The sequence below is a fragment of the Mycobacterium europaeum genome (assembly GCF_034555895.2).
Lineage (GTDB): Bacteria > Actinomycetota > Actinomycetes > Mycobacteriales > Mycobacteriaceae > Mycobacterium > Mycobacterium europaeum.
In genome coordinates, this window is sequence record NZ_CP157315.1 from 1,421,947 (window position 1) to 1,445,904 (window position 23,958).

The window sequence follows — 23,958 nt, forward strand, 5'->3', positions numbered from 1 at the left end:
ACCATGACGGCACCCGAGACCGGTAAAGAATTCGCCGGACGAATCGCCGCGGCCATCGACGGCGCCAGCCTGACCCTGCTGCTGAGCATCGGCCACCAGACCGGCCTGCTGGACACGATGGCCGGGCTCCCGCCCTCCACCAGCGCGCAGATTGCCGACGCGGCCGGCCTCAACGAACGCTACGTGCGCGAGTGGCTGGCCGGCATGACGACCGGACGCGTCGTCGACTACGACGCCGCCACCGCCACCTACTCGCTGCCCGCGCACCGCGCCGCCATGCTCACCCGGGCGGCCGGGCCGGACAACCTCGCCCTGGTGGCCCTGTTCGTGCCGCAGCTCGCCGAGGTCGAACAGAAGATCATCGACTGCTTCCGCGACGGCGGCGGCCTGCACTACGCCGAGTTCCCCCGGTTCCACGCGCTGATGGCCGAGCAGAGCGGCGTCGTGTACGACAAAGCGTTGGTCGACGTCGTGCTGCCGCTGGTCGACGGGCTCGTCGAGCGCCTGCGCTCCGGAGCCGACGTGGCGGACTTCGGCTGCGGCAGCGGCCATGCGATCAACGTGATGGCCCAGGCGTTCCCGGCCAGCCGCTTCACCGGCATCGACTTCTCCGACGAGGCCATCGCCGTCGGCGCCCGCGAGGCCGCCGGCCTCGGCCTGGCGAACGCGACCTTCGAGAGTCACAACCTGGCGCAGCTGGACAAGCGGGACGCCTACGACGTCATCACCGTCTTCGACGCCATCCACGACCAGGCCCAGCCGGACCGGGTGCTGGAGAACATCCACCGCGCGCTGCGGCCCGGTGGCGTCCTGCTGATGGCCGACATCAAGGCGTCCAGCCAGCTCGAGGACAACGTCGGCGTGCCGATGAGCACCTACCTGTACACCACCTCGCTGATGCACTGCATGACGGTGTCGCTGGCTATGGAGGGCGCCGGGCTGGGCGCGGCGTGGGGGACACAGCTGGCCACGGCGATGCTGAGTGACGCCGGATTCGGCGACGTTCAGGTGACGGAGATCGAGTCCGACCCGATCAACAACTACTACATCGCCAGAAAGTGATGGCGGCCCTCGACGCTCTGAACGAGTGGCCGGTCGAGGCCGCCGCCGCGGCGGTGATCGGGCCCGACGGGGTGCTGGCCAGCCACGGCGACACCCGGCGGGTGTTCGCGCTGGCGTCGGTGACCAAGCCGCTGGCGGCCCGCGCCGTGCAGGTGGCCGTCGAAGAAGGGGTCGTCGACCTGGACACCGCCGCCGGGCCGCCGGGCGCCACCATCCGGCACCTGCTGGCGCACGCGTCGGGGTTGACCATGCACAATGATCACGTGCTGGCCGCTCCCGGCGCGCGGCGCATCTACTCCAACTACGGCTTCACCGTGCTGGCCCAGACGGTGGAACGCGAGTCGGGGATCGACTTCGGCCGCTACCTGGCCGAGGCCGTCTGCGAACCCCTGGGCATGGCGGCCACCCGGCTGGACGGCGGCGCCCCCGCAGCCGGGTTCGGGGCGACGTCGACGGTGGCCGACCTGGTGGCCTTCGCCGGTGACCTGCTGCGCCCGGAGACGGTCTCGGCCCAGTTGCACGCCGAGGCGACGACCGTGCAATTTGCCGGCCTGGACGGCGTGTTGCCCGGTTACGGGGTCCAGCGGCCCAACGACTGGGGGCTGGGGTTCGAGATCAGGGACGCGAAATCGCCGCACTGGACGGGCTCGCGCAACTCGCCGCGAACGTACGGCCATTTCGGCCAGGCGGGGGGCTTCATCTGGGCCGATCCCGAACGGGACCTGGCGCTGGTGGCCTTGACCAACCGCGATTTCGGGGACTGGGCGCGGCGGCCGTGGCCGGCGCTTTCCGACGCCGTACTGGCCGAATACGCCTAAACGAAAATGCACACTAGCGCAACACGGGCATCACAAGGCACAATAGACACGCACGACACACAAAATAGTTAGACATCCTGCTTGCCGGGTCCCGCCAGGTCGTTGGGGAAGACGTCCCTCGCGGAACCGAAGGAGCAGGAAATGCGTTCGTCGAATCAATTCGCCGACGTGACGACTGGCGTGGTGTACGTGCACGCCTCGCCGGCGGCGGTGTGCCCGCATGTCGAGTGGGCGTTGTCGTCGACCCTTGGGGCGAAGGCGAACCTCACGTGGACCCCGCAGCCGGCCATGCCCGGACAGCTGCGGGCGGTCACCAACTGGGTCGGGCCGGTGGGCACCGGCGCCCGGCTGGCCAACGCCCTGCGCTCCTGGTCGGTGCTGCGGTTCGAGGTCACCGAGGACCCCAGCCCCGGAGTGGACGGCCAGCGGTTCAGCCACACCCCGCAGCTCGGGCTGTGGAGCGGGGCGATGAGCGCCAACGGCGACGTCATGGTCGGGGAGATGCGGCTGCGGGCGCTGATGGCGCAGGGCGCCGACACCCTGGCGGCCGAACTCGACACGGTGCTGGGAACGGCATGGGACGACGCCCTCGAGGCGTACCGCGACGGTGGCGAGGTCGGCGAGGTGACCTGGCTCAGCCGCGGCGTCGGCTAGCCGCGCGCACCTGAAGGCTATGCGGGCTCATCTTCGGTGGGGGAGTCGCCGTCTTCAGCCAGGTGGCGCAGCACTCGTTCGTTGAGTGCGGCGAGCATGTCAAGCTCCGCCGGGGTGAGCAGGTCGATGAAGTTCCGGCGGACGTCCTCCACGTGCCCGGGTGCCGCCTTCTCGATGGCCGCGCGACCAGCCGGTAGCAGGCAGACCATGGTGCTGCGGGCGTCGTTGGGGTTGGGCTCGCGGCAGATCAGCCCGTCCTTCTGCATGCGCCGCACCTGGTGGGAGACGCGGCTCTTCTCCCACCCCAGCGTGTTGCACAGGTCGTGCGCGGGCATGCGGTCCCCGTCGTGACTTGAGAGCACCGCCAAGATCTCGTAGTCGGCCCCGGACAGACCCGATTTCTGCAGGCCCCGGTTCAGGTGCACGTCGAGCTGATGATGCGCGTGCTGGAAGGCCCGCCAGGCGCGGTCCTCACGAGGGTCCAGCCACTTCGGTTCCATCAGCCTCCATGCTACGCGATTGGTTGACGCATCAACAAATAGGACTAAGGTTGAGTAGTCAACCTTTCCAACCAGTTCAGACGGGACACCTCATGAGTATCATCAGCATCATCGGCACCGGCAACATGGCCCGCACCATCGGCGCGCTGGCGGTAGCGGGCGGCAACACCGTCGAGGTCATCGGCCGCGATCGGTCCAAGGCCGCCGACCTCGCCAAGGCTCTGGGCGGCAGCGCCACGACGGGAGAATTCGGCGCCGTCCCGACGGGCGACATCGTCATCGTGGCCCTGTTGTACGCCGACGTCGCTCCGGTCGTCGCCCATTACGGCGACGCCCTCGCGGGCAAGGTCATCGTCGACATCAGCAACCCCTTCAATGCCGCGGCCAACGGGCTGGCCATCCCCGATGACACCTCGGTCGCGCAGGAAGTTGCCAAGGCCGCCCCGGCCAGCGCCAGCGTGGTGAAGGCTTTCAACACCATCTTCGGCGTGGTTCTGGACCAGGGCCGGCCGCTCGACGTCTTCTTCGCCGGCGACGACGCGCGCGCCAAGGAGCGGGTGGAGGCGTTCATCGCCAGCCTCGGACTGCGTCCGCTGGACGTCGGCGGCTTGAGCATGGCGCACTGGCTGGAAGGAACGGGGCTGGTCATGATGGGTCTCGCCCGCCACGGGATGGGGAACTTCGACTTCGCCCTCGGCGCGACGGTTCCCGCCTGAGCCGGGCCACGAACGACACGGGCGCACTGCGCCCTGGCAATGGTTGACAGATCACCGAAAGGACTTTCGCGATGAAGCTTGGTTTCGCACTTCCCATAGTCGGGCCCGCTGTCAGTAGCGCCGCTGGCCTGAGCGCGTTCTGCCGCGAACTCGAGGACCTCGGCTACGACACGCTGTGGGTCGGCGATCGGCTGGTCACCCCGGTTGATATGCACAGCACCTACCCGGGCAAAGAACAGCCGTACCCGCCGCAGATGACCCGTTACCTTGATCCGGTGTTGCTGTGGACGGTCGCCGCGACGGCGACCAGCCGGGTGCGGCTCAACGCCAGCACGCTCAGCACGTTCTACTACGAGCCGGTGCACCTGGCCCGGTTGCTGACCACGCTCGACGTGCTGAGTGAAGGCCGTCTCGATGTTGGCGTGGGAATCGGGTGGATGAAGGACGAACACGACATCGCTCGCAGCGCGAACTGGGGCCGGCGCGGGCGGATGCTCGATGACCTGCTGGCGTTCCTGCACGAGTGGTGGACGACCACCCCGGTGTCCTGGGAGAGCGAGTTCTTCTCGCTGCCGCCGGTCCATGCCGACTTGCGCCCGGTCCAGGCCGGCGGTCCGCCCATCTGGATCGGCGGTGTCAGCGAGGCCGCGATGCGTCGGGTCGGCCGCAGCGGCACCGGCTGGCTCGGAGTCGAGGGGCTGCAGGACGAGATCACCGACCACCTCTGGTCAATTGCGCGCGGTGCGGCGAAGGACGCCGGCCGCGATCCTGACGCGCTGAAGACGGCCATGCGGATCAACCTCGAACCGGGCACGTCCGTCGACTCGGTTGCCGTCAGGATCGAGCGCCTCGCCGGTTCCGGGGCTGATGAGGCGATCGTGGATGCCTTCGCAATGTTCCCTACCCTTGACCAGATGCTCGAATTCGCCGGCCAGGTAATCGATCGATGGAGTGGTCATGGGAAAGCTTGACGGCAAGGTAGCGGTGATCACGGGTGGATCAAGCGGTATGGCGCTGGCCGGCGCCAAGTTGTTCGTCGAAGAAGGAGCTCACGTCTTCATCTCGGGCCGGCGCCAGGAGGCGCTGGACGAAGCCGTCGAGCTGATCGGCCGGAATGTGACCGGCGTGCAGGCGGATTCGGCCAACCTGGACGATCTGGACCGGTTGTTCGACGCGGTCAGGCAGGAAAAGGGCACCGTCGACGTGTTGTGGTCGAGTGCGGGAATGGGCGAGGAGGGCAAGCTCGGCGAGATCACGGAGCAGCACTTCGACGCGACTTTCGGGCTGAACGCGCGCGGCACGCTCTTCACGGTGCAGAAGGCATTGCCGCTTTTCAACGAAGGTGGCTCGATCTTCATGACCGGGTCGATCGCTTCGGTCAAGGGTTTTCCTTCCTGGAGTGTGTACGCGGCCAGCAAGGCCGTGCTGCACGCGTACGCCCGCGTGTGGTTGAACGAGTTGAAGGACAGGAGGATTCGGGTCAACGTGCTGACCCCGGGCCAGGTCGCCACGCCGATACAGGAGCAGTTGTTCGACGAGGAGACGAAGGCGCAATTTGAGGCAATGATCCCGCGGGGAAAGATGGGCCGCCCCGAGGAGATTGCGACGGTCGCGTTGTTCCTCGCCTCGGACGACTCGAGCTATGTCAATGGAAGGGAGTTGATCGTCGACGGCGGCACCACGGCAGTCTGACTGATCTGCCCAAATTTAGGGCCGGGCCGGTCGCAGGATCTGCAATGCCCCGGGTACCGCGGAGATCTCGGCGGGCAGCGGGCAGGCGAAGTCGCCGTCGGCGTAGACGTTGATACCGGGGCACTCGACGTGGATCGATCGGGCCCGGGTGGTGCTCACCTCGTCGAGGTTGACGTGGGTGCCCTTCATCACGGTGGGGAACAGGCGCACCAATTTCGTCCGCGACGCCGAGTGCACCATCGTGATGTCGAGCAGGCCGTCGGTGGGATCGGCGTGCGGGCAGATCAGCATGCCCCCGCCGTAACTGCGGGTGTTGCCGAAGGCGGCCAGCGTGATGTCGGCGTCGATCTCCCGCGCGCCGTCGAGCACCATGCGAAACGGCAAGAGCCGCAGCTGCGATAGTTCGGCGAGCATCGCCAGGTAATAGCGCAGCCGCCCGTGCGGCCAGGTCATCCGGTTGGCCCGGTCGGTCACCAGGGAGTCGAATCCGGTGGCGGCCACGGTGCCGAACCATTTGTCGGACCCGTTGCTGTCGCGAATCTTCCCCAGGTCGACGGTTTCGGTGAAGCCGTCGACGATGATGTCCGCCGCGGCTTCCGGATCCTTTGTGGGGAGACCGAATTCACGGGCGTGGTCGTTGCCCGTGCCCGCCGCGACGATGCCGATCGGGACGTCGGTGCCCGCCAGCAGCTGCAGCGCGTTCGACACGACGCCGTCGCCGCCGGTCACCATGACCGCGTCGGCCCCCTTCTCCAGCGCCGCGCTCACCAGATAGCGCGCGTCCTGCGCGTCGTCGCCGATGATCTCGACCACCTCCACGCCGCGGTGGTGCAGCCGAGTGATGGCCAGCTGTGCCGCCCGGATCGCCGCGCCATGCCCCGAGACGGGATTGGTCAGCGCGATCACCTTCGCGATCTCGCGGCGGTTCATGGAATCAGCTTGCCGGGGTTCAGGATTCCGGCCGGGTCCAGGGTCGCCTTGACCGCGCGCAGGACCTGCACCCCCAGCTCGCCGACCTCGTCACGCATCCACGGCCGGTGGTCGGCGCCCACCGCATGGTGGTGGGTGATCGTCCCGCCGGTGGCCATGATCGCGTCGCAGGCGGCCCTCTTCGCGGCCTGCCATTGTTCGATCGGGTTGCCGCGCTGCCCGGCGACGACGGTGAAGTACAGCGACGCCCCGGTGGGGTAGACGTGCGAGATGTGGCACATCACCAGCGCCGGCGTGCCGGTCTGGGCCAGCGCATCGGTGAGAGCTTGTGTGACAGCGGCTTTGAGCGCGGGGATGTTGGACCAGTCGGTCGCGGTCTCGAGCGTCTCGCAGAGCGCGCCGGCCGACAGCAGCGAATCGCGCAGGTACGGCGCGGCGAACCGGCCGTGCTCCCAGGCCCGCGCCGGCGCTTCGCCCAGCGACGTTCCGCCCCGCGCCGCCAGCAGCGCGCTGGTCTCGGCGTGCCGGCTTTCGACGTGCTCCGCGCTGCCCTCGAACACCGTGATGCCCAGGCAGCCGCCGGTGATCTGGCTTTCGCCGATCGACTCGGTGGTCGCCAGGTTGACCCCGGTCTCGGCCTCGTCGGAAAGCCGGATGACGGTGGGGCCGGTGGCGGTCTGCGTGACGGCGCGCAGGGCCGCGGCGCCGGTTTGGAAGTCGGGAAACGACCACGCCTCGTAGCGGACGGCTTCCGGGGTCCGGTGCACGCGCAGCCGCACCCGGGTGATGACCCCGAAGACCCCCTCCGAGCCGATGATCAGCTGACGCAGGTCGGGTCCCGCCGCGGATTCCGGGGCGCGGCCCAGGTCCATGGTGCCCACCGGGGTGACCACCCGCAGCCCCCGCACCATGTCGTTGAACCGGCCGTAGCCCGCCGAGTCCTGCCCGGACGAGCGGGTCGCGGCGAAGCCGCCGATGGTGGCGTATTCGAAGCTCTGCGGGAAATGCCCGAGCGAAAAGCCTTGGGCGCCAAGCAAACGCTCGGCTTCCGGGCCGGTGACGCCGGCCCCGAAGACGGCCTGGCCGGACACCTCGTCGAGGGAGATCAGCTGGTCGAGGCGGCGCAGGTCGAGCGCCACGACGGCTTGGAACTCCCCGCGGATGGGATCCAGGCCGCCGACCACGCTGGTGCCGCCGCCGAACGGGACGACGGCGATGCGGTGGTGCGAGCAGTAGCGCAGGATCGTGGCGACGGCGTCCTCGTCGCCGGGCAGCAGGATGGCGTCGGGCGCGTCCTGCACCCCGGCGTCCTTGCGGCGCAGCAGGTCGAGCGTGGACTTGCCGCCCGCGTGCAGCAGCCGGTCCCGGTCGTCGGTGCGGCAATAGGTCGCGCCGACGAGTTCGGCCAGCGCGTCGCGATGCGCCTGCGGCAACGCCGACGGGCGCAGGCGCACCTGCTCGGGCGCGAGTTCGGCCCCGGCGGAATCCTCCACGCCCACAGCCTGTTTCAGCAGCGCCCGGATACCTTCCGAGAGCGGCTTGGCCGCCGCGGGGTCGCCCCAGGCGTTCCATTTCATCGGGGGGAGGAGGCCCTCGGGTCGCGTCATGCGTTACAGTATTACACATGCTGTCAATCAGTAACGCAAGCGCGGCGGCGGACACGGGGGAGCGCATCCTCGCGGCGGCGGCCAGCTGTGTGGTCGACTTCGGGGTGGCCCGGGTCACCCTGGCCGAAATCGCCCGGCGCGCCGGCGTCAGCAGGCCCACGGTGTACCGGCGCTGGCCGGATACCCGATCGATCGTGGCGGCGCTGTTGACCCGGCACGTCACCGAGGCGATGCGGGCCGCGCCACTGCTCGGTGACGACCGGGAATCGCTTGTGCGCCAGATAGTTACGGTGGCCGACTTGCTGCGACGGGACCGGCTCGTCATGTCGGTGCTGCACTCCGAGCTCGCACCGATCTACATCACCGAGCGCCTGGGGACCAGCCAGCACATGTTGATCGAGGCCCTGGCCGCCCGGCTCGAGGTCGCCCAGCGCACCGGCAGCGTCCGCGCCGGGGACCCCCTGAAGATGGCCACGATGGTGTTGCTGATCGCGCAGTCGACCATTCAGTCGGCCCAGATCGTCGAACCGATCCTGGACGCCGACACGCTGGCCGGCGAACTCGCCTACTCGCTGAACGGATACCTGTCGTGATGCCCGACCCCACCGCGCTGAACGCCGCCCGCCGCGCCGCCGACCTCGCGGCACTCGCCGAGGGCGAGCCGCTGGACGTCGTCGTGATCGGCGGCGGCATCACCGGCGCCGGCATCGCCCTCGATGCCGCCTCGCGGGGCCTGCGGGTGGCGTTGGTGGAAAAGCACGACCTGGCCTTCGGCACCAGCCGCTGGAGTTCCAAGCTGGTCCACGGCGGGCTGCGCTACCTGGCGAGCGGCAACGTGGGCATCGCCCGGCGCAGCGCCGTCGAGCGCGGAATCCTGATGAGCCGCAACGCTCCCCATCTCGTTCACGCGATGCCGCAACTGGTTCCGCTGCTGCCGTCCATGAGCCGGGGCAAACGTGCCCTGGTGCGGGCCGGGTTCCTGGCCGGCGACGCGCTGCGGATGCTGGCGGGGACGCCGTCGTCGATCCTGCCGCGGTCGCGCCGGGTCGGCCCCGAGCGCGTCGTGCAGATGGCGCCGACCGTGCGGCGCGAAGGCCTGGACGGGGGCCTGCTGGCCTACGACGGGCAGCTGATCGACGACGCCCGGCTGGTCACCGCGGTCGCCCGCACCGCCGCGCAGCACGGCGCCCGGATCCTGACCTACGTCGCGGCGTCGAAGGCGACCGGCACCGCGGTGCGGTTGACCGACCAGCGCACCGGGGAGTCGTTCGACGTCTCGGCCCGGGCGGTCATCAACGCGGCCGGGGTGTGGGCGGCCGAGATCGACGACGTGTTGCGGCTGCGGCCCAGCCGCGGGACGCATCTGGTGTTCGATGCCGCCGCCTTCGGCAATCCCACTGCGGCGCTGACCATTCCGATTCCCGGCGAGCTCAACCGATTCGTCTTCGCCATGCCCGAACAGCTGGGCCGGGTCTATTTGGGGCTGACCGACGAAGCGGCTCCCGGCCCGATCCCGGACGTGCCCACGCCGTCGGGCGACGAGGTCGCGTTCCTGCTCGACGCGGTCAACACCGCGCTCGGGGTGGCGCTCGGGCCGGCCGACGTCATCGGCGCCTACGCGGGCCTGCGGCCGCTGATCGATACCGGCGAGGGCCGCACCGCCGACGTCTCGCGCGAGCACGCGGTCGTGGAGTCGTCGTCCGGGATCATCAGCGTGATCGGCGGCAAGCTCACCGAATATCGCTACATGGCGCAGGACGTGCTGGATCGCGCCGTCAGCGTCCGGCACCTGCGCGCCGCGCGGTGCCGGACGCACAACCTGCCGCTGATCGGGGCGCCCGGCAACCCCGGGGCCGCCGGTACGGGTCCCGTCGGCGGATTGCCGGCGTCGCTGGTACGCCGGTACGGCGCCGAGGCGGCCAAGGTCGTCGCCACCGCCACCTGCAAGCGCCCGACGGAACCGGTCGGCGAGGGCGTCGACGTCATCCGGGCGGAATTCGAGTATGCGATCACCCATGAGGGCGCCCTGGACGCCTCCGACGTCCTGGACCGGCGCACCCGGATCGGGTTGGTGGAGTCCGACCGCGAACGGGTGGCCGCGGTGGCGGAGGAGTTCGTGGAGCGGTTCGGCTAGGGCGCCACGCCGATGTCCTCGTGCCACACGTCGGGGTGCTCGGCGATGAAGGCCGACAGCATCGCCACGCAGCGGTCGTCGTCGAGCACCGTGACCCTGACCCCGTTGGCGGCCAGCCAGTCGTGCCCGCCGCTGAAGGTCCGGCATTCGCCGACGAGGAGCGAACCGATGTTGAACTGGCGCACCAGGCCACTGCAGAACCAGCACGGCGAGAGCGTCGTCACCATGACGGTGGCGCGATAGTCCCGCTGTCGGCCGGCCGCCCGGAACGCGTCGACCTCGGCGTGCAACGACGGATCGCCCTGTTGCACACGGCGGTTGCGGCCGCGTCCGAGCAGCACCCCGTCCGCGGTGAACAGCGCGGCCCCGATCGGGATGCCGCCCTCGGCGAGGCCCGTCCGCGCCTCGTCGAACGCGACGTCCATCATCGCCGCCGGGGGAAGGGCCACGACGTCATCTTCCGGTACGGGGCGGCGTTCCACCACGCCCAGTGCCCCACCGCCTCGGATTGTGGTTGTAAATATCGAATGGCAGTTACTATCATTTTGTCCATGACGACCATGCGCGTTCCCGTGCTCATCGCCGGCGCCGGCGCCGGCGGCCTCGCCACCTCCGCGCTGCTCGCCCGGCACGGGGTGCGCTCCCTACTGGTCGAGAAGCGGAATGAGGTCTTCATCTATCCGAAGGCCCGCAACCTGAGCTTCCGCAGTCTGGAGATTCTGCGCGGCCTCGGTCTCCGCGACGAGGTGCACGCGGTGGCCGACCACGTCTCGGCCTTGATGGTCAGGCCCGCGCTCAACAGCCCCGAGGAAAAACCGGCCATCGATGTCAACGCGGTCTTCGCGGGACTCGACGCGCTGAGCCCCGAGCCCGCGGCGCAGTACTGCCCGCAGAGCAGGCTGGAGCCAATCCTGCTCGCCGAGACCCGCCGACGGGGCGGCGAGGTGCGCTACGGGACGGAGCTCGCGTCGCTCCAGCAGGACGAAACGGGCGTCACCGCGGTGGTGCGCGACCGGGGCTCGGGGAAGTCCGAGACCGTCCGCGCTGACTACCTCGTCGGCGCCGACGGGGTGCACAGCCCGGTCCGCAACCGGTTGGGCATCACCACGTCCGGTCATGGCGCACTGCCGATCTACGTGGTCTTCATCTACTTCCGGGCGCCCTGGACCAAGTTCGTCTCGCAGCTGGCCGACGGTGACGGCGTGCAGGTCAAGAACGCCGACGTCGACGGCATCTTTCTGCTGGTCGACGGCGACCTGGGGATGTTCATCACCATGTATTTCCCGGGCAGGGGCGAGACGGCCGACCAGTTCACGCCGCAACGGTGCCGCGACCTGCTCACCAAGGCGATCGGCGAGCCGATCGACATCGACGTCATCGAGGTCGCGGCGTGGCAGCCCTACGAGCAGGTGGCCGACCAATTCCAGTGCGGGCGGGTCTTTCTCGTCGGCGACTCGGCGCACACCATGCCGCCGTTCAAGGCCGGGGGAGCCAACACCGCGATCCAGAGCGCGCACAACCTGGCGTGGAAGCTCGCCGCGGTGCTGGACGGGACCGCGGATCCGGCGTTGTTGCAGACCTACCACGCCGAACGCCACCCGGTGGGGCGGTTCGCGGCCCGGCAGTCGCTGACGGGCCCGACGCTTGCCGTGCTGCCGCTGAGCGACGACCGGCCGCAGCTGCCGGCCGGGGAAGAGTGCTCGATGTTCGAGTTGCTCATCGGATACCGCTACCACTCGCCCGCCATCGTGAACGGCTCGACCGAGCCGGACGCGGTGCAACTGGTCTCGGAGTTGCGCGCCCAACCCGGCACCCGGGTTCCGCACGTGTGGGTGCGCGACGGTGTTTCGACGCTGGACCTGCTGGGCCCGGGATTCACGGTGCTCTCCGGTGACGAACGCTGGTGTGCCGCCGCGGCTTCGGCGTCGGTGACCGCGCATCGCGTCTACAGCGACGAGTGGGCGGCGGCCACCGGGCTCGCGCCCGAGGGGGCGCTGCTGATCCGCCCGGACGACTTCGTCGGCTGGCGCTGTGATGCGCCGCCGGCGGACGCGGAAGGCCAACTCCGGCAAGCGCTCGCGACGATCCTCGGTCGCTAGGCTGATCCGCGAGCAGACACATAATCGCACTGCGAAGCCTTCCTGGATGCGATTATGTGTCTGCTCGCGGATCAGCTGGCCAGTCGCGGGCGGTTCAGGTGGGTCGCGATGCGGTCGGCGAGGCGGTCGGGTTCTCGCCGAACGTCATCGACGACGATAGGGATGATCGTCCACCCGAGTTCCTGGATCTTGGCCCACCGGGTTTTGTCGCGGAGCATCGCCTCGCGGCCCACATGCCAGTCGATGCTCTCGTATTCTGCTGCCAAACGCGTTGTCGGCCAGGCGAAGTCGACGCGCCACAACTCGCCGTCGCGTCCGACGATAGGATGCTGCAGCTCGGGGAGCGGTAGCCCCCGGTCGATCATGACGAGCCGAGCCTCGCTCTCCATGGCCGATTCCGCACGGCCGTCCGCGAAAGGCAGCAGAGCCCGCACGGCAACGATCCCTCGCCGCCCTCGCTGCTCGGCCACGGCATCACCAATGTCATTGCGACTGCATCGCATCGACCGTAATGCGGCGTCGAGTGTTGCCAGGGCTCGTGGTCGGGGCAGCTGCCTTGCGACCTCCACTGCAGTCCATCCCGGCGCCGTTGCGAGTCGACCCTCGATTCGTTGGAGCAGGGCACCGGTGCGTTGATGCACCATCAGACCGACTGTAGGACGCATGCGGACGCCCGGATCGAGAACGTGGATCGCGGTGGTGTTCTCCGTGTCGAACCCGTATAAGGCCGCGGCGGTGCCCATACAGGCCACCGCATGCCGATTCATGAAGAGATCCAATGCAGCCAAGCGCCCGAGAAGGTTTGGCTGTGTGACCCCGTAGACCCCATGCCACACGCGGATAAGCCCACCGCGTCGGACTTGAACGTCGAGTTGCTGACGGGTCATGACTGTCAGCAGTTGTGCGGTTGTCGCGAACCCGCCGGATTGGTGTAGCAGCTCTCGCGCGTCGGTCTGCACGGCAAGAGCATGCGGAGACCGGACTCAGATCGGCCAGTCACCCCTGGGGATTAGCCCGGTGAGCAGACGCAAAATCGCAGCGCGCGGGCACCGCGCGTGCGATTTTGCGTCTGCTCACCCTAGAAGGCGGATTACAGCGGGATGTTCTTGTGGCGGCCGCGGCGCGTCGGCGCCTGGGCCAGCGCCTCGGTGAGCTTGCTGCGGGTGTGCGACGGGTCGATCTTCTCGTCGACCACACCGATCTCGATGGCGCTGTCCACACCGCCGGCGATCTTCTCGTGCTCGGCCGCCAACTCGTCGTGCAGCGCCTCGCGCTCGTGGTCCGCCGCGGCGGCCAGCTTCTTCTTGTGCAGGATCCCGACGGCGGCCTTGGCGCCCATCACGGCCACCTCGGCGTCCGGCCAGGCGTACACCTTGGTCGCGTTGAGCGACCGGGAGTTCATCGCGATGTAAGCCCCGCCGTAGGTCTTCCGGGTGACCAGCGTGACCCGCGGAACCGTGCACTCGCCGAAGGCGTGCAACAGCTTCGCGCCGCGGCGCACCACGCCGCCCCACTCCTGGTCCACACCCGGCAGGTAGCCCGGCACGTCGACGACCACCACCAGCGGGATGCCGAACGCGTCGCAGAGCCGCACGAAACGTGCTGCCTTCTCGGCGCTTTCGGAGTTCAGGCAGCCGCCCAGCCGCAGCGGGTTGTTCGCCAGCACGCCGACCGTCCGGCCGGACAGTCGGCCCAGCCCGATCACCATCGACGGCGCCCAGTTGGCCTGGAACTCGTCGAACGGGGTCTCGTCGTCCAGGATCGCGGTCACGATCGGACGCACGTCGTAGGCCCGCCGCGATGATTCCGGCAGCAGCGCGTGGATGTCGGTGTCACCCGCTTCGGCCTTGGTGCGGTCGAAATGCCCTTGCTGGCAGAACAATCCGACCAGGCGACGGCCGCGCTCGTAGGCGTCGAGCTCGTCGTCGGCGACGATGTGGCAGACCCCGGACTTCTTGTGGTGGGTCTCCGGGCCGCCGAGGGACGCCATGTCGACGTCCTCACCGGTGACACTGCGCACCACGTCCGGCCCGGTGACGAACACCCGGCTCTCGGGCGCCATCACGATGACGTCGGTGAGCGCGGGGCCGTAGGCGGCGCCGCCGGCCGCGAAACCGACGACCACCGAGATCTGCGGGACGTACCCGGACGCGCGGATCATCGCCTCGAACACCGTGCCGACCGCGTGCAGCGCCTTGACGCCCTCGGCCAGCCGGGCCCCGCCGGAGTGCCAGATGCCCACGATCGGGCTCTGTTCCTCGATGGCGGTGTCGTAGGCGTTGACGATGTGCGCGCAGCCCTCGACGCCCATCGCGCCGCCCATCACCGTTCCGTCGGTGCAGAAGGCGATGGTGCGCACACCGTTCACCGTTCCCGCCGCCGACAGCACACCCGAGCGGTCACGCTCGTGCAGCAGCTCGACGCTGCCCTCGTCGAAGAAGTTGCTCAGACGCAGCAACGGGTCCCTGGGGTCGAGCGACTCGCCAACCGACGCGGGGGCCATGATTGTCATCGCAAGGTCTCCTGTTCTCCGGTGTGCTCTCGGTTGAGAAGCGGTGATCAGTACCGCCCGAACGCGATCGCGACGTTGTGCCCGCCGAATCCGAACGAGTTGTTGATGGCGTACTCGTAGTTGCCCGGCCGCGGCTTACCCGACACCACGTCCAGGTCGACCTCCGGGTCGAGGTTTTCCAGGTTCAGCGTGGGCGGAACGACCTGGTCCCGTAATGCGAGGATCGTCAGGATCGACTCGACCGCGCCCACCGCACCGACCGAGTGTCCCAGCGCGGCTTTCGGCGCGTAGACCGCGGCGTTTCCACCGTGGGCGCCGAGCGCGTTGTTGATCGCCTTGCTCTCGGCGACGTCACCCACCGAGGTGCCGGTGGCGTGGGCGTTCACGTGGTGGATGTCGCCGGGCGTCAGGCCGGCGAGCTGGATCGCCCGGCTCATCGCGTGCCCGGCCCGCAGGCCGTTGGGGTCCGGCGCCACCATGTGGTAGCCGTCCGAGGTGATGGCGGCCCCCATGATCCGGGCCAGGATGTTGGCACCGCGAGCCTTGGCGTGCTCCTCGGTCTCGATCACCATGAGCGCCCCCGCCTCGCCGAACACGAAGCCGGTGCGGTCCCGGTCGAACGGGCGGCAGGCGCCCGCCGGGTCGTCGTTCTTCGTCGACATCACGATGCGCATCTGGGCGAACGCCGCGATCGGCACGGCTTCGATCTTGGTCTCCACACCACCGCAGATGGCGATGTCGGCCTCGCCGAAGACGATGTTGCGCCACGCCTGGGCGACGCCCTCGGAGCCGGACGCACACGCCGACACGGGAGTGATCACACCCGCCTTGGCGTGCCGCTCCAGGCCCACCGCCGCGGCGGCGCCGTTGGGCATGTACTTCTGCACCCCGAGCGGGGAGACCGCCTTCATGCCGCGAGCGCGCATGTCGTCGTAGCTGAAGACCATCTCCTCCGAGGAGCCCAGGCCGGTGCCGATGGACACCATCAAGCGGTCGGAGTCGACCTCGGGCGAGCCGGCGTTCTCCCAGACCCGTCGGCTCAAGATGGTGGACATCCGCTGCAGGTAACCCGTGCGGCGCAGCTCGACGCGGGTCATCTGGCTGTCGAATTCCTCCAGCAGGTGCCCACCGATCTTCACCGGCAGGTCGAACTCCTCGACGAACGGGTCCTCGAGGCGGCGGATACCACTTTGGCTGTCCAACAACAGCTTCCAGGTGGTTTCGGCATCAGTTGCCAGAGCGGTCGTCATGGCGATGCCAGTGACGACCACGTTCGGGAGCGTTTTCCCGGTAACCAGCTCTGTCATGGGTCTTGCGAACGTTCCTTTCGTACTTGTCCGGTTCCGCCCCGGGCCGATTGCGGCCGAGGCGGAACCGGATGCCGTGCTCAGTACCGCCCGAAGGCGAGTGCCACGTTGTGGCCACCGAATCCGAACGAGTTGTTGATGGCGTAACGGAAATCGCCGTAGCGAGGTTCGCCCGCGACAACATCAAGGTCGATCTCGGGATCGGGGGTTTCGTAATTGAGTGTTGGCGGTATCACGCCGTCCCGAAGGCTCAATACCGTGAGAACAGATTCCAGCGCACCGACCGCTCCGATGGAGTGGCCCAGTGCGGATTTGGGTGCGTACACCGCGGCTTGCTCGCAGCCGGCGACCCGGATGGCGTTGGCCTCGGCCGTGTCGCCGATCGGTGTCGCCGTCCCGTGAGCGTTGACGTGGTCAATGTCCTTGGGGGACAAGCCCGCCAACTCGAGCGCCCGCGTCATCGCCCGGCCGGCGCGCACGCCGTCGGCCGCGGGGGCCACCATGTGGAAGGCGTCCGAGGTGATGCCGGCGCCCATCAAGCGGGCCAGCGGCTTGGCGCCGCGGGCCTTGGCGTGCTCCTCGGTCTCGATGAGCATCATGGCCCCGGCCTCGCCGAACACGAAGCCGTCGCGGTCCTTGTCGAAGGGCCGCGATGCGCGTTCGGGCTCGTCGTTGCGAGTGGACATGGCCCGCATCATGGAGAACGCCGCGATGGGCAGCGCCTCGATGGGACCCTCGACGCCACCGCACACGGCCACGTCGGCGTCACCCATGACGATCTGACGCCACGCGTGGGCGATCGCTTCGGAGCCCGACGAACAGGCCGACACCGGGGTGATCACCCCGGCGCGCGCCCCGAGCTGCAGGCCCACCACCGCCGCGGCGCCGTTGGGCATGATCATCTGAACGGCGAGTGGCGACACCTTGCGGGGGCCGCCCTCGTTCATCAGGTCGTAGCTCTCCACGATCCGTTCGGCGCCGCCGAGCCCGGTGCCGACCACGACCGAGAACCGGTCGGGGTCGAGCTCCGGGTTGCCGGCGGTCTCCCACAGCTGAGTGCTCAGCAACTTGGCCAGCCGTTGCACGTAGGACATCCGCCGCAAGTCGAGCCTGCTCATGTGCTCGTCGATGGGCTCCTTGAGGTGGCCACCGATCTTGACGGGCAGGTCCCACTTGGTGACGAACTCGTCTTCGAGCACGCGGATGCCGCTTTCGCCGGCCAGCAATCCCTTCCACGTGCTCTCGATGTCCGGCGCGATCGAGGTCGTCGCCGTGACGGCGGTTACCACAACGCTGGGGTAACCGCCATTAGCAGTGGAAGGCTTGCTCACTTGTCCGCGTCCATCCTTGCCTTGACGTTGGCGACGGCGTCGGGGTTCTCGGTCTCCAGCTTGGCGCGCAGCGCCTCGGCGGCCTCGGGGTTCTCTTCCTCGAGCTTCTGGATGTAGGAGACGACGTCACCGACGGTGCGCAGGCCGGCGAGGTCCTCGTCCGGGATCTTCACGCCGTACTTGTCCTCGGTCTGCACGGCGATCTCGACCATCGACAGCGAGTCGATGTCCAGGTCGTCGACGAACGACTTCTCCGGGGTGACCTCGGACGGCTCGATACCGGTGACCTCTTCGATGATCTCCGCGATACCGGCGATGATTTCTTCCTGGCTGACGGCCACAGCGTCTTCCCTTCGTGATGTGTTGTGTTGATCGAACAGAGCGTGCTTATAGAGCGTTATGTGGTTGTACTGGAAGCGGCTTTCAGAGTTCGGCCAGTGCGTCCAGGTCTGCGGGTGCCTTGACGGCGCGGGTCGTGACCCCCCGAAGTTCTCGTTTGGCGATGCCCGTGAGGGTGCCCGCGGGCGGGAACTCCACGGCCGCCGTGATCTCCCGGTCACGCATGGTGGCCGTGCACAGATCCCAGCGCACCGGCTGGGTCAGCTGGGCGACCAGCGCCTCCATCGCCGCCGCCGCCGAGGCGACGGGCTGCCCGTCGCGGTTCGACAGCAGCGTGGCGGTGGGCTCGGCGGTCGCGACGGCGGCCGCGGCGGCGGCGTAGCGGTCGAGGGCCGGAGCCATGTACTTGGTGTGGAACGCCCCGGCCACCCCGAGCGCGCGGACCCGGGCCTTGGCCGGCGGGTCCTCGGCCAGCTTCTCCAGCGCCGTCAGCGGGCCGGCGGCCACGATCTGGCCGGCGGCGTTGCGGTTGGCGGGGAACAGGTCGAGCTGCTCGAGACGGGTCAGCACCTCGGCCTCGTCGCCGCCGAGCACCGCGGACATGCCGGTCGGCTCGATGGCGCACGCCTTGGCCATTTCGGCGCCGCGGGTGGCGGCCAGCGCGACGGCGTCATCGGCGGCCATCACACCGGCGATCGCGTACGCCGCGATCTCGCCGACGGAGTGGCCGGCCACGAGCAGGTCCGCGTCGGAGAGCAACCCGCGCTTGGTGAGCTCCTGGTGGGCCAGCAGGGTGGCTGCGACGACCAGGGGCTGGGTGACCGCGGTGTCGGTGATCTCCTCGGTCGACGCGGTGGTGCCCAACCGGACCAGGTCGAGGCCGCTGGCCTTCGACCACAGGTCGAGCTGGTCCGCCGCGCCCGGCAGGTCGAGCCACGGCGAGAGCATCCCCTCGGTCTGCGAACCCTGTCCGGGCGCAAGCAATGCAATCACGTGTTTAAGAGAACACTGTGGAAACGGTTTTGGCGGGTGTAACAGATTATGAACCTGGTCTTAGGTTTTTGTGTAGTCCCTACAAAATAGCTCCGTAAGCTACGTGTTCGATACCGTGCCGCGACCTGTTGCCTGGATCACTCCGACTCGGAATTTCCCACGATAGCGGCTCTGACCGGCAGCGGAACGGGAGGCATCGGTTTACTGGCGACGCCGGCGGGCGCGGTGGGGTAGTTGAGCTGGCCGACTGTCGCCGCCACTCGCAGCACGTATGCGTCGCGGGGCTGGGTGGGATCGCGTCCGGTGAAGTCGGTGATCCGCTTGAGCCGGTAGCGCACCGTGTTTGGATGAACGAACAACTTTCTGGCACAGGCCTCAATCGCGCCGCCACAATCTAAGTAAGCGTCAAGAGTCTCGATGAGGGTGGGCCCCGCGTCGGCCAGCGGCCCCATGACGTCGGTGTGCAGCGCCACGATGGCCGAGGCGTCCCCCATCAGGGCGCGTTCGGGGAGGAGTTCCCGGGCCAGCACCGGCCGGGGCGCCCCCCGCCAGCCGCCGACGGCGTTCATCCCGGAGATCGCCTCGCTGGCGCTGTGGTAGGCCGCGGTCAGCATGGGCGCCGTCGGCCCGATGACCACCGGGCCGTCGGAGAAGGCGGTCAGCAATTCCCCGAGGAATTTGTCGGTAGGCGACAGTTGGCCCGACACGATGGCCACCAGCCAGGTGCCGTGCACGTCGGTGAGGGCCGCACGCCCGTGCCGGGCGGCGATGTCGCGGACGTGCTGGCTGGCCCGCTGGCTGTCGCCCGGCCCGGTGGTGCCGTCGCGGCCCGGCGCGGGGGCCCCGACCACGACGGTGGCCGGGGCGGTGGTGTCCCAGTTCAGCGCCGCGGCCCGGGACAGCAGCTCGGGGCCGGTGTCGCCGCGGACCACCGCGTCGACCACGCTGGCCTCCATCCGGCTGTCCCAGGTGCCGCGCGCCTCGGCCGCGTTCGCGTAGGCCGACGCCGCGGTGAACGCCAGGTCGCGGCTGTACTTCAGCACGCCCACGGTCAGCGCGGTCAACTGGTCCTCGGAGCGGGCCACCAGCGGCAGCACCTCTTCGAAGAACTCCATGGTGACGCGCACCATGTCGACGCTGTGCCGCAGCGCGATCCGGCGGGCCAGATCCTGGGGGACCAGCTCGAAGGCCTGGGCGGTGTAGCTGACGTTGCTGTGCGGGTCCTGCATCCACTCGACGAAGTTGTTGATGGCCGTCTGCACCACCAACGCCACGCTCGCCCGCTGCGAGGCTTCCAGGTCGGCGAAGAACGGCAGCCGGTCCTGCATCACCGAGACCGCTTCGGTGGCCAGCCGGCCGGAGTACTGCTTGAGCCGGCGCAGCACCGAATCCGGCACCGTGTCCAGCAGCTCGAGCGGCGAGCGGGGCTGCTTGGCGAACGGACCGGCGAACGGGTTGTCATTCACCCCTAAAACCTACGCCACTTTTCTGGAAGGATCCGCTAAAGGGCGCGGGTGCGTAAGGGGCTGAGGCCGCGAGCGTGAAGCCAGTTTCACGCTCGGCGACCAACGTGAAGGCAGCTTCACGCTCGGCGAGCGCGCGGCCGTCGTCGGCGGGGGCTTCAGGCCACGCCGGGGTCGGACGTCTGCTCGGGCGCGGCCAGCACGTCGTCGATCTTGTACTGGCGCGCGGCCGCAACCGGAACCGAGGGGTCGATCTCGCCGTCGCGCGCCAATGCCTCCAGCACCGCGACCACCTGCGACTCGGCGTCGGTGTTGAAGTAGCGCCGGGCGGCCGGCCGGGTGTCGGAGAAGCCGAAACCGTCGGTGCCCAGGGTGACGAACGTGTTGGGTACCCACGGCCGGATCTGCTCCGGGACGGCGCGCATCCAGTCCGAGACGGCGATCACCGGGCCGCTGGCGTTGGCCAGGGCCTGCGTCACGTAGGCGGTGCCGGCCGGCCGGTCGGGGTGGCGCAGCTTCGCCCTCTCGACGGCGATGCCGTCCCGGTTGAGTTCGCCCCAGCTGGTCACCGACCAGACGTCGGCGGCGACGTCCCACTCGGCGGCCAGCATCTCGGCCGCCTGCAGCGCCGACGGCATCGCCACGCCGGAGGCCAGGATGTGCGCCGTGTTCGCGCGCTGCTCGGTGGCGCGACGGTAGCGGTAGATGCCCCGCAGCAGGCCCTCGGGTTCGAAGTTCTCCGGCTCCGGCGGCTGCACGTACGGCTCGTTGTAGATGGTGATGTAGAAGTACACGTTCTCGGGGTCGTCGCCGAACATCCGCGCCAGCCCGCTTTCGACGATGTAGGCGATCTCGTAGGCGAACGCCGGGTCGTAGGCCACCACGGCCGGATTGGTGGCTGCCAGCAGCAGCGAGTGGCCGTCGGCGTGCTGCAGGCCCTCGCCGGTCAGCGTGGTGCGCCCCGCGGTGGCTCCCAGCAGGAAGCCGCGGGCCATCTGGTCGGCGGCGGCCCACAGGCCGTCACCGGTGCGCTGGAAGCCGAACATCGAGTAGAAGATGTAGATCGGGATCATCGGCTCGTTATGCGTGGCGTACGACGTGCCGGCCGCGGTGAACGAGCCCACCGAACCCGCCTCGCTGATGCCCTCGTGCAGGATCTGGCCGACTTCGCTTTCCTTGTACGCCAGCATCAGCTCGGCGTCGACGGCGGTATAGAGCTGGCCCAGGCGGTTGTAGATCTTCAGCGACGGGAACCAGGAGTCCATGCCGAACGTGCGCGCCTCGTCGGGAATGATCGGCACGATCCGCGGGCCGACCTCCTTGTCGCGCAACACTTCCTTGAAGGTGCGCACGGTCGCCATGGTGGTGGCGACCTCCTGGTTGCCCGAGCCCTTCTTCAACGCGGCGTAGGTGTCGCGGCCGGGCAGCTTGAGCGCCTTGGCCTTCGTGCGGCGCTCGGGCAGGAAGCCGCCCAGGGTGCGGCGCCGGTCGAGCATGTACCGGATCTCCGGGGCGTCGGGGCCCGGGTGGTAGTAGGGCGGCAGGTAGGGGTTCTCGTCCAGCTGGGCGTCGCTGATCGGGATCCGCATCGAGTCGCGGAAGCGCTTAAGGTCTTCCAGCGCAAGCTTTTTCATCTGGTGGGTGGCGTTGCGGCCCTGGAAGTGCGCGCCCAGCGAGTAGCCCTTGATGGTCTTGGCCAGGATGACCGTCGGCTGGCCCTTGTGGTCGACGGCGGCGCGGTAGGCGGCGTACACCTTGCGGTAGTCGTGGCCGCCGCGCTTGAGGTTCCAGATCTCGGCGTCGGTCATGTTCTGCACCAGCGCCTTGGTGCGCGGGTCGCGGCCGAAGAAGTGGTCGCGCACGTAGGCGCCGTCGTTGGCCTTGTACGTCTGGTAGTCGCCGTCGCAGGTGGTGTTCATCAGGTTGACCAGCGCGCCGTCGCGGTCGGCGTGCAGCAGGGCGTCCCACTCGCGGCCCCAGACCACCTTGATGACGTTCCAGCCGGCCCCGCGGAAGAACGACTCCAGCTCCTGGATGATCTTGCCGTTGCCGCGCACCGGGCCGTCGAGCCGCTGCAGGTTGCAGTTGATCACGAAGGTCAGGTTGTCCAGACCCTCGAGCGCCCCGACATGCGCCATTCCCCGGCTCTCCGGCTCGTCCATCTCGCCGTCGCCCAAAAAGCACCAAACATGCTGGTCGGAGGTGTCCTTGATGCCGCGGTCGTGCAGGTAGTGGTTGAACCGCGCCTGGTAGATGGCGTTCAGCGGGCCCAGTCCCATCGACACCGTGGGGAATTCCCAGAAGTCGGGCATCAGCCGCGGGTGCGGGTAGGACGGCAACCCGCCCCCGGCGTGGCTGTGCTCCTGGCGGAAGCCGTCCAGCCGGTCCTCGCTGAGCCTTCCTTCGAGGAAGGCGCGCGCGTAGATCCCCGGGGACGCGTGGCCCTGGATGAAAACCTGGTCGCCGCCGCCGGGGTGCGATTTGCCCCGGAAGAAGTGGTTGAAGCCGACCTCGTACAGCGCCGCCGACGACGCGTAGGTCGAAATGTGGCCACCCACGCCGACTCCCGGCCGCTGGGCGCGGTGCACCATGATGGCGGCGTTCCACCGGATCCACGCCCGGAAGCGCCGTTCGACGTCCTCGTCGCCGGGGAACCACGGCTCCAGTTCGGTCGGGATCGTGTTGACGTAATCGGTTGACGTCAGCGACGGAATGGCGACACGCTGCTCGCCGGCCCGCTCCAGCAACCGCAGCATCAGATACCGCGCCCGCGCCGGTCCGGAGCGCTCCAGCAGATCGTCGAACGACTCCAGCCACTCCGAGGTCTCTTCGGGGTCGATGTCGGGCAGGTAGGACGCGACGCCTTCGCGGATCACCCGAACGCGGTCGGGTTCGCTTGCGCTGGTGGGGGTTTTGGCCAGATCGTGGCGCGCGAACTCGGTTGTCAACGCACTGCTCCTGTAGTTGGCGGCGGATGTGCCCTCGGGTGCTGTGCACCGTCTGCCTCTATCGTGCCGCACCGGCCTTTCGGGGGGCCAGCCGACGTCCGGTAGCCGGCGCGGGTTCGCACGGGCGACACGAACGCGTGCGTGGCGGGACTTTCGGGAAAGGCACCCGGTAACGTCATGAACCGTGGTCATCGGATGGCGTGCCGTCCTTGCGGGAAGCTTCCCCAGGCGAGGCGCTCTGGCGCTCGGATGCATCGCGGCGACGCTGATGGGGATCGTGGGGTGTACCACCGTCACCAACGGCACGGCCACGCCCGACACCCAGGTGGCCCCGGCCTATCGGCAGTCGGTGTCCGCGTCGGTGTCCGCATCGTCGGCGACGTCGCGGGTCCGCGAATCGCAGCGGCAACAATCGCTGACCACCCGGGCGGTGCGCACGTCGTGCGACAACCTGGCCACCTCCAGCAAGGACGCGATCGACAAGGTCAACGTGTTCGTCGGCGCGTTCAACGCGGGCCGCGGCACCGGACCCACCGAAGGGCCGGCCATCGACGCGCTGAACGCCAGCGCCGACACGGTGGCCAACAGCTTCAACGACGCGCTCTCGCAGCAGCTGAAGGACGCATTCAACGCGTACATCGACGCGGCCCACGGGGTGGCCAACGCGATCGGCACCCACGCACCGACGGGGGAGTTCAACCGGCGGGTGGACCGGCTCAACGACGCCAAGACGAAGGCGCTGAAACTCTGCCTGGCATCCTTCTGAGGCGCCTGGTGAGGCGCAAGTGTCGACGTGGTTGCGGCTGTGCGACGATAATTCCCATCGCACAGCCCGGGACGGTTTAAGGAGGCT

At 68.8% G+C, this 23,958-nt stretch carries 22 protein-coding genes; 10 read left to right on the plus strand and 12 right to left on the minus strand.

Annotated features, from left to right (window positions below):
* Nucleotides 1-3: 3 nt before the first annotated feature.
* The 3 genes from U8D42_RS06705 to U8D42_RS06715 all read left to right on the plus strand — a co-directional run bounded on the left by U8D42_RS06705 (nt 4) and on the right by U8D42_RS06715 (nt 2,534).
* Nucleotides 4-1,062 (plus strand): class I SAM-dependent methyltransferase, encoded by a 1,059-nt coding sequence (locus tag U8D42_RS06705; protein WP_322861186.1) that lies wholly within the window; start codon nt 4-6, stop codon nt 1,060-1,062.
* A complete protein-coding gene (locus U8D42_RS06710; protein WP_322861185.1) occupies nt 1,062-1,880 on the plus strand; it encodes a serine hydrolase domain-containing protein in 819 nt (272 codons plus the stop codon). Before U8D42_RS06705 ends, U8D42_RS06710 begins: the two co-directional genes overlap by 1 nt.
* Nucleotides 1,881-2,021: 141 nt before the next feature.
* Nucleotides 2,022-2,534, plus strand: coding sequence for a DUF3145 domain-containing protein (locus U8D42_RS06715; RefSeq protein WP_322861184.1), 513 nt, complete (start codon nt 2,022-2,024; stop codon nt 2,532-2,534).
* A 17-nt stretch (nt 2,535-2,551) separates the two neighbouring features.
* Here the strand turns inward: U8D42_RS06715 and U8D42_RS06720 are convergent, their stop codons facing one another.
* Nucleotides 2,552-3,034: a MarR family winged helix-turn-helix transcriptional regulator gene (locus U8D42_RS06720; protein WP_322861183.1), complete on the minus strand. Its 483-nt coding sequence runs from the start codon at nt 3,032-3,034 to the stop codon at nt 2,552-2,554.
* Nucleotides 3,035-3,126: 92 nt separating this feature from the next.
* On the opposite strand from U8D42_RS06720, the gene U8D42_RS06725 reads away from it, so the two are divergent.
* The 3 genes from U8D42_RS06725 to U8D42_RS06735 all read left to right on the plus strand — a co-directional run bounded on the left by U8D42_RS06725 (nt 3,127) and on the right by U8D42_RS06735 (nt 5,442).
* Entirely contained in the window at nt 3,127-3,750 is a 624-nt protein-coding gene (locus U8D42_RS06725) for an NADPH-dependent F420 reductase (protein WP_322861182.1), read from the plus strand.
* A 71-nt stretch (nt 3,751-3,821) separates the two neighbouring features.
* The gene (locus U8D42_RS06730) at nt 3,822-4,721 is read left to right on the plus strand and encodes a TIGR03619 family F420-dependent LLM class oxidoreductase (RefSeq protein WP_322861181.1); all 900 of its coding nucleotides are present in this window, start codon (nt 3,822-3,824) and stop codon (nt 4,719-4,721) included.
* Nucleotides 4,708-5,442, plus strand: coding sequence for an SDR family NAD(P)-dependent oxidoreductase (locus U8D42_RS06735; protein WP_322861180.1), 735 nt, complete (start codon nt 4,708-4,710; stop codon nt 5,440-5,442). The genes U8D42_RS06730 and U8D42_RS06735 overlap by 14 nt, the downstream gene beginning before the upstream one ends.
* Nucleotides 5,443-5,457: 15 nt before the next feature.
* Here the strand turns inward: U8D42_RS06735 and U8D42_RS06740 are convergent, their stop codons facing one another.
* Nucleotides 5,458-6,372, minus strand: a complete 915-nt coding sequence (locus tag U8D42_RS06740; protein WP_322861179.1) for a diacylglycerol kinase — start codon at nt 6,370-6,372, stop codon at nt 5,458-5,460.
* Complete coding sequence (locus tag U8D42_RS06745) at nt 6,369-7,949, minus strand: FAD-binding oxidoreductase (protein ID WP_348636961.1); 1,581 nt, start codon at nt 7,947-7,949, stop codon at nt 6,369-6,371. Before U8D42_RS06745 ends, U8D42_RS06740 begins: the two co-directional genes overlap by 4 nt.
* 47 nt (nt 7,950-7,996) lie before the next feature.
* Between U8D42_RS06745 and U8D42_RS06750 the strand changes: the two genes are divergently transcribed.
* Nucleotides 7,997-8,572, plus strand: coding sequence for a TetR/AcrR family transcriptional regulator (locus U8D42_RS06750; RefSeq protein WP_090422394.1), 576 nt, complete (start codon nt 7,997-7,999; stop codon nt 8,570-8,572).
* The gene (locus U8D42_RS06755) at nt 8,572-10,113 is read left to right on the plus strand and encodes a glycerol-3-phosphate dehydrogenase/oxidase (RefSeq protein WP_322861177.1); all 1,542 of its coding nucleotides are present in this window, start codon (nt 8,572-8,574) and stop codon (nt 10,111-10,113) included. The genes U8D42_RS06750 and U8D42_RS06755 overlap by 1 nt, the downstream gene beginning before the upstream one ends.
* Here U8D42_RS06755 and U8D42_RS06760 read toward each other — a convergent pair.
* The gene (locus tag U8D42_RS06760; RefSeq protein ID WP_085242269.1) at nt 10,110-10,541 is read right to left on the minus strand and encodes a nucleoside deaminase; all 432 of its coding nucleotides are present in this window, start codon (nt 10,539-10,541) and stop codon (nt 10,110-10,112) included. The two genes, U8D42_RS06755 and U8D42_RS06760, sit on opposite strands and share 4 nt — an antisense overlap.
* Nucleotides 10,542-10,664: 123 nt before the next feature.
* On the opposite strand from U8D42_RS06760, the gene U8D42_RS06765 reads away from it, so the two are divergent.
* The gene (locus U8D42_RS06765; RefSeq protein ID WP_322861176.1) at nt 10,665-12,212 is read left to right on the plus strand and encodes an FAD-dependent monooxygenase; all 1,548 of its coding nucleotides are present in this window, start codon (nt 10,665-10,667) and stop codon (nt 12,210-12,212) included.
* A gap of 71 nt (nt 12,213-12,283) precedes the next feature.
* Here the strand turns inward: U8D42_RS06765 and U8D42_RS06770 are convergent, their stop codons facing one another.
* The 8 genes from U8D42_RS06770 to aceE all read right to left on the minus strand — a co-directional run bounded on the left by U8D42_RS06770 (nt 12,284) and on the right by aceE (nt 23,105).
* On the minus strand, nt 12,284-13,171 hold the full coding sequence (locus U8D42_RS06770) for a hypothetical protein (protein ID WP_322861175.1): 888 nt from the start codon (nt 13,169-13,171) through the stop codon (nt 12,284-12,286).
* Nucleotides 13,172-13,302: 131 nt separating this feature from the next.
* The gene (locus tag U8D42_RS06775; protein WP_085242272.1) at nt 13,303-14,724 is read right to left on the minus strand and encodes an acyl-CoA carboxylase subunit beta; all 1,422 of its coding nucleotides are present in this window, start codon (nt 14,722-14,724) and stop codon (nt 13,303-13,305) included.
* Between the two features lie 47 nt (nt 14,725-14,771).
* Entirely contained in the window at nt 14,772-16,031 is a 1,260-nt protein-coding gene (gene kasB, locus U8D42_RS06780) for a 3-oxoacyl-ACP synthase KasB (protein WP_322861174.1), read from the minus strand.
* 80 nt (nt 16,032-16,111) lie between these two features.
* A complete protein-coding gene (gene kasA, locus U8D42_RS06785) occupies nt 16,112-17,362 on the minus strand; it encodes a 3-oxoacyl-ACP synthase KasA (protein ID WP_085242274.1) in 1,251 nt (416 codons plus the stop codon).
* Nucleotides 17,359-17,703, minus strand: coding sequence for a meromycolate extension acyl carrier protein AcpM (gene acpM, locus U8D42_RS06790; protein ID WP_067917886.1), 345 nt, complete (start codon nt 17,701-17,703; stop codon nt 17,359-17,361). The genes kasA and acpM overlap by 4 nt, the downstream gene beginning before the upstream one ends.
* 82 nt (nt 17,704-17,785) lie before the next feature.
* Nucleotides 17,786-18,694 (minus strand): ACP S-malonyltransferase, encoded by a 909-nt coding sequence (locus tag U8D42_RS06795; RefSeq protein ID WP_085242275.1) that lies wholly within the window; start codon nt 18,692-18,694, stop codon nt 17,786-17,788.
* A 137-nt stretch (nt 18,695-18,831) separates the two neighbouring features.
* Nucleotides 18,832-20,160, minus strand: a complete 1,329-nt coding sequence (locus U8D42_RS06800; RefSeq protein ID WP_085242276.1) for a PucR family transcriptional regulator — start codon at nt 20,158-20,160, stop codon at nt 18,832-18,834.
* A 155-nt stretch (nt 20,161-20,315) separates the two neighbouring features.
* On the minus strand, nt 20,316-23,105 hold the full coding sequence (gene aceE / locus U8D42_RS06805) for a pyruvate dehydrogenase (acetyl-transferring), homodimeric type (protein WP_322861173.1): 2,790 nt from the start codon (nt 23,103-23,105) through the stop codon (nt 20,316-20,318).
* Nucleotides 23,106-23,289: 184 nt separating this feature from the next.
* Here aceE and U8D42_RS06810 point away from each other — a divergent pair, with 184 nt between their 5' ends.
* Entirely contained in the window at nt 23,290-23,871 is a 582-nt protein-coding gene (locus U8D42_RS06810) for a hypothetical protein (RefSeq protein WP_085242278.1), read from the plus strand.
* The last annotated feature ends 87 nt before the right edge of the window (nt 23,872-23,958 follow it).

What these genes read in the sequence shown, in the direction of transcription:
- U8D42_RS06705 (WP_322861186.1), top strand. Translation starts at nt 4, where the DNA reads ATGACGGCACCCGAGACCGGTAAAGAATTCGCCGGACGAATCGCCGCG.
- U8D42_RS06765 (WP_322861176.1), top strand. Translation starts at nt 10,665, where the DNA reads ATGACGACCATGCGCGTTCCCGTGCTCATCGCCGGCGCCGGCGCCGGC.
- U8D42_RS06710 (WP_322861185.1), top strand. Translation starts at nt 1,062, where the DNA reads ATGGCGGCCCTCGACGCTCTGAACGAGTGGCCGGTCGAGGCCGCCGCC.
- U8D42_RS06725 (WP_322861182.1), top strand. Translation starts at nt 3,127, where the DNA reads ATGAGTATCATCAGCATCATCGGCACCGGCAACATGGCCCGCACCATC.
- U8D42_RS06735 (WP_322861180.1), top strand. Translation starts at nt 4,708, where the DNA reads ATGGGAAAGCTTGACGGCAAGGTAGCGGTGATCACGGGTGGATCAAGC.
- U8D42_RS06715 (WP_322861184.1), top strand. Translation starts at nt 2,022, where the DNA reads ATGCGTTCGTCGAATCAATTCGCCGACGTGACGACTGGCGTGGTGTAC.
- kasB (WP_322861174.1), bottom strand. Translation starts at nt 16,031, where the DNA reads ATGACAGAGCTGGTTACCGGGAAAACGCTCCCGAACGTGGTCGTCACT.
- U8D42_RS06755 (WP_322861177.1), top strand. Translation starts at nt 8,572, where the DNA reads ATGCCCGACCCCACCGCGCTGAACGCCGCCCGCCGCGCCGCCGACCTC.
- U8D42_RS06775 (WP_085242272.1), bottom strand. Translation starts at nt 14,724, where the DNA reads ATGACAATCATGGCCCCCGCGTCGGTTGGCGAGTCGCTCGACCCCAGG.
- U8D42_RS06730 (WP_322861181.1), top strand. Translation starts at nt 3,822, where the DNA reads ATGAAGCTTGGTTTCGCACTTCCCATAGTCGGGCCCGCTGTCAGTAGC.
- U8D42_RS06760 (WP_085242269.1), bottom strand. Translation starts at nt 10,541, where the DNA reads ATGATGGACGTCGCGTTCGACGAGGCGCGGACGGGCCTCGCCGAGGGC.
- U8D42_RS06720 (WP_322861183.1), bottom strand. Translation starts at nt 3,034, where the DNA reads ATGGAACCGAAGTGGCTGGACCCTCGTGAGGACCGCGCCTGGCGGGCC.
- U8D42_RS06740 (WP_322861179.1), bottom strand. Translation starts at nt 6,372, where the DNA reads ATGAACCGCCGCGAGATCGCGAAGGTGATCGCGCTGACCAATCCCGTC.
- U8D42_RS06745 (WP_348636961.1), bottom strand. Translation starts at nt 7,949, where the DNA reads ATGAAATGGAACGCCTGGGGCGACCCCGCGGCGGCCAAGCCGCTCTCG.
- U8D42_RS06750 (WP_090422394.1), top strand. Translation starts at nt 7,997, where the DNA reads ATGCTGTCAATCAGTAACGCAAGCGCGGCGGCGGACACGGGGGAGCGC.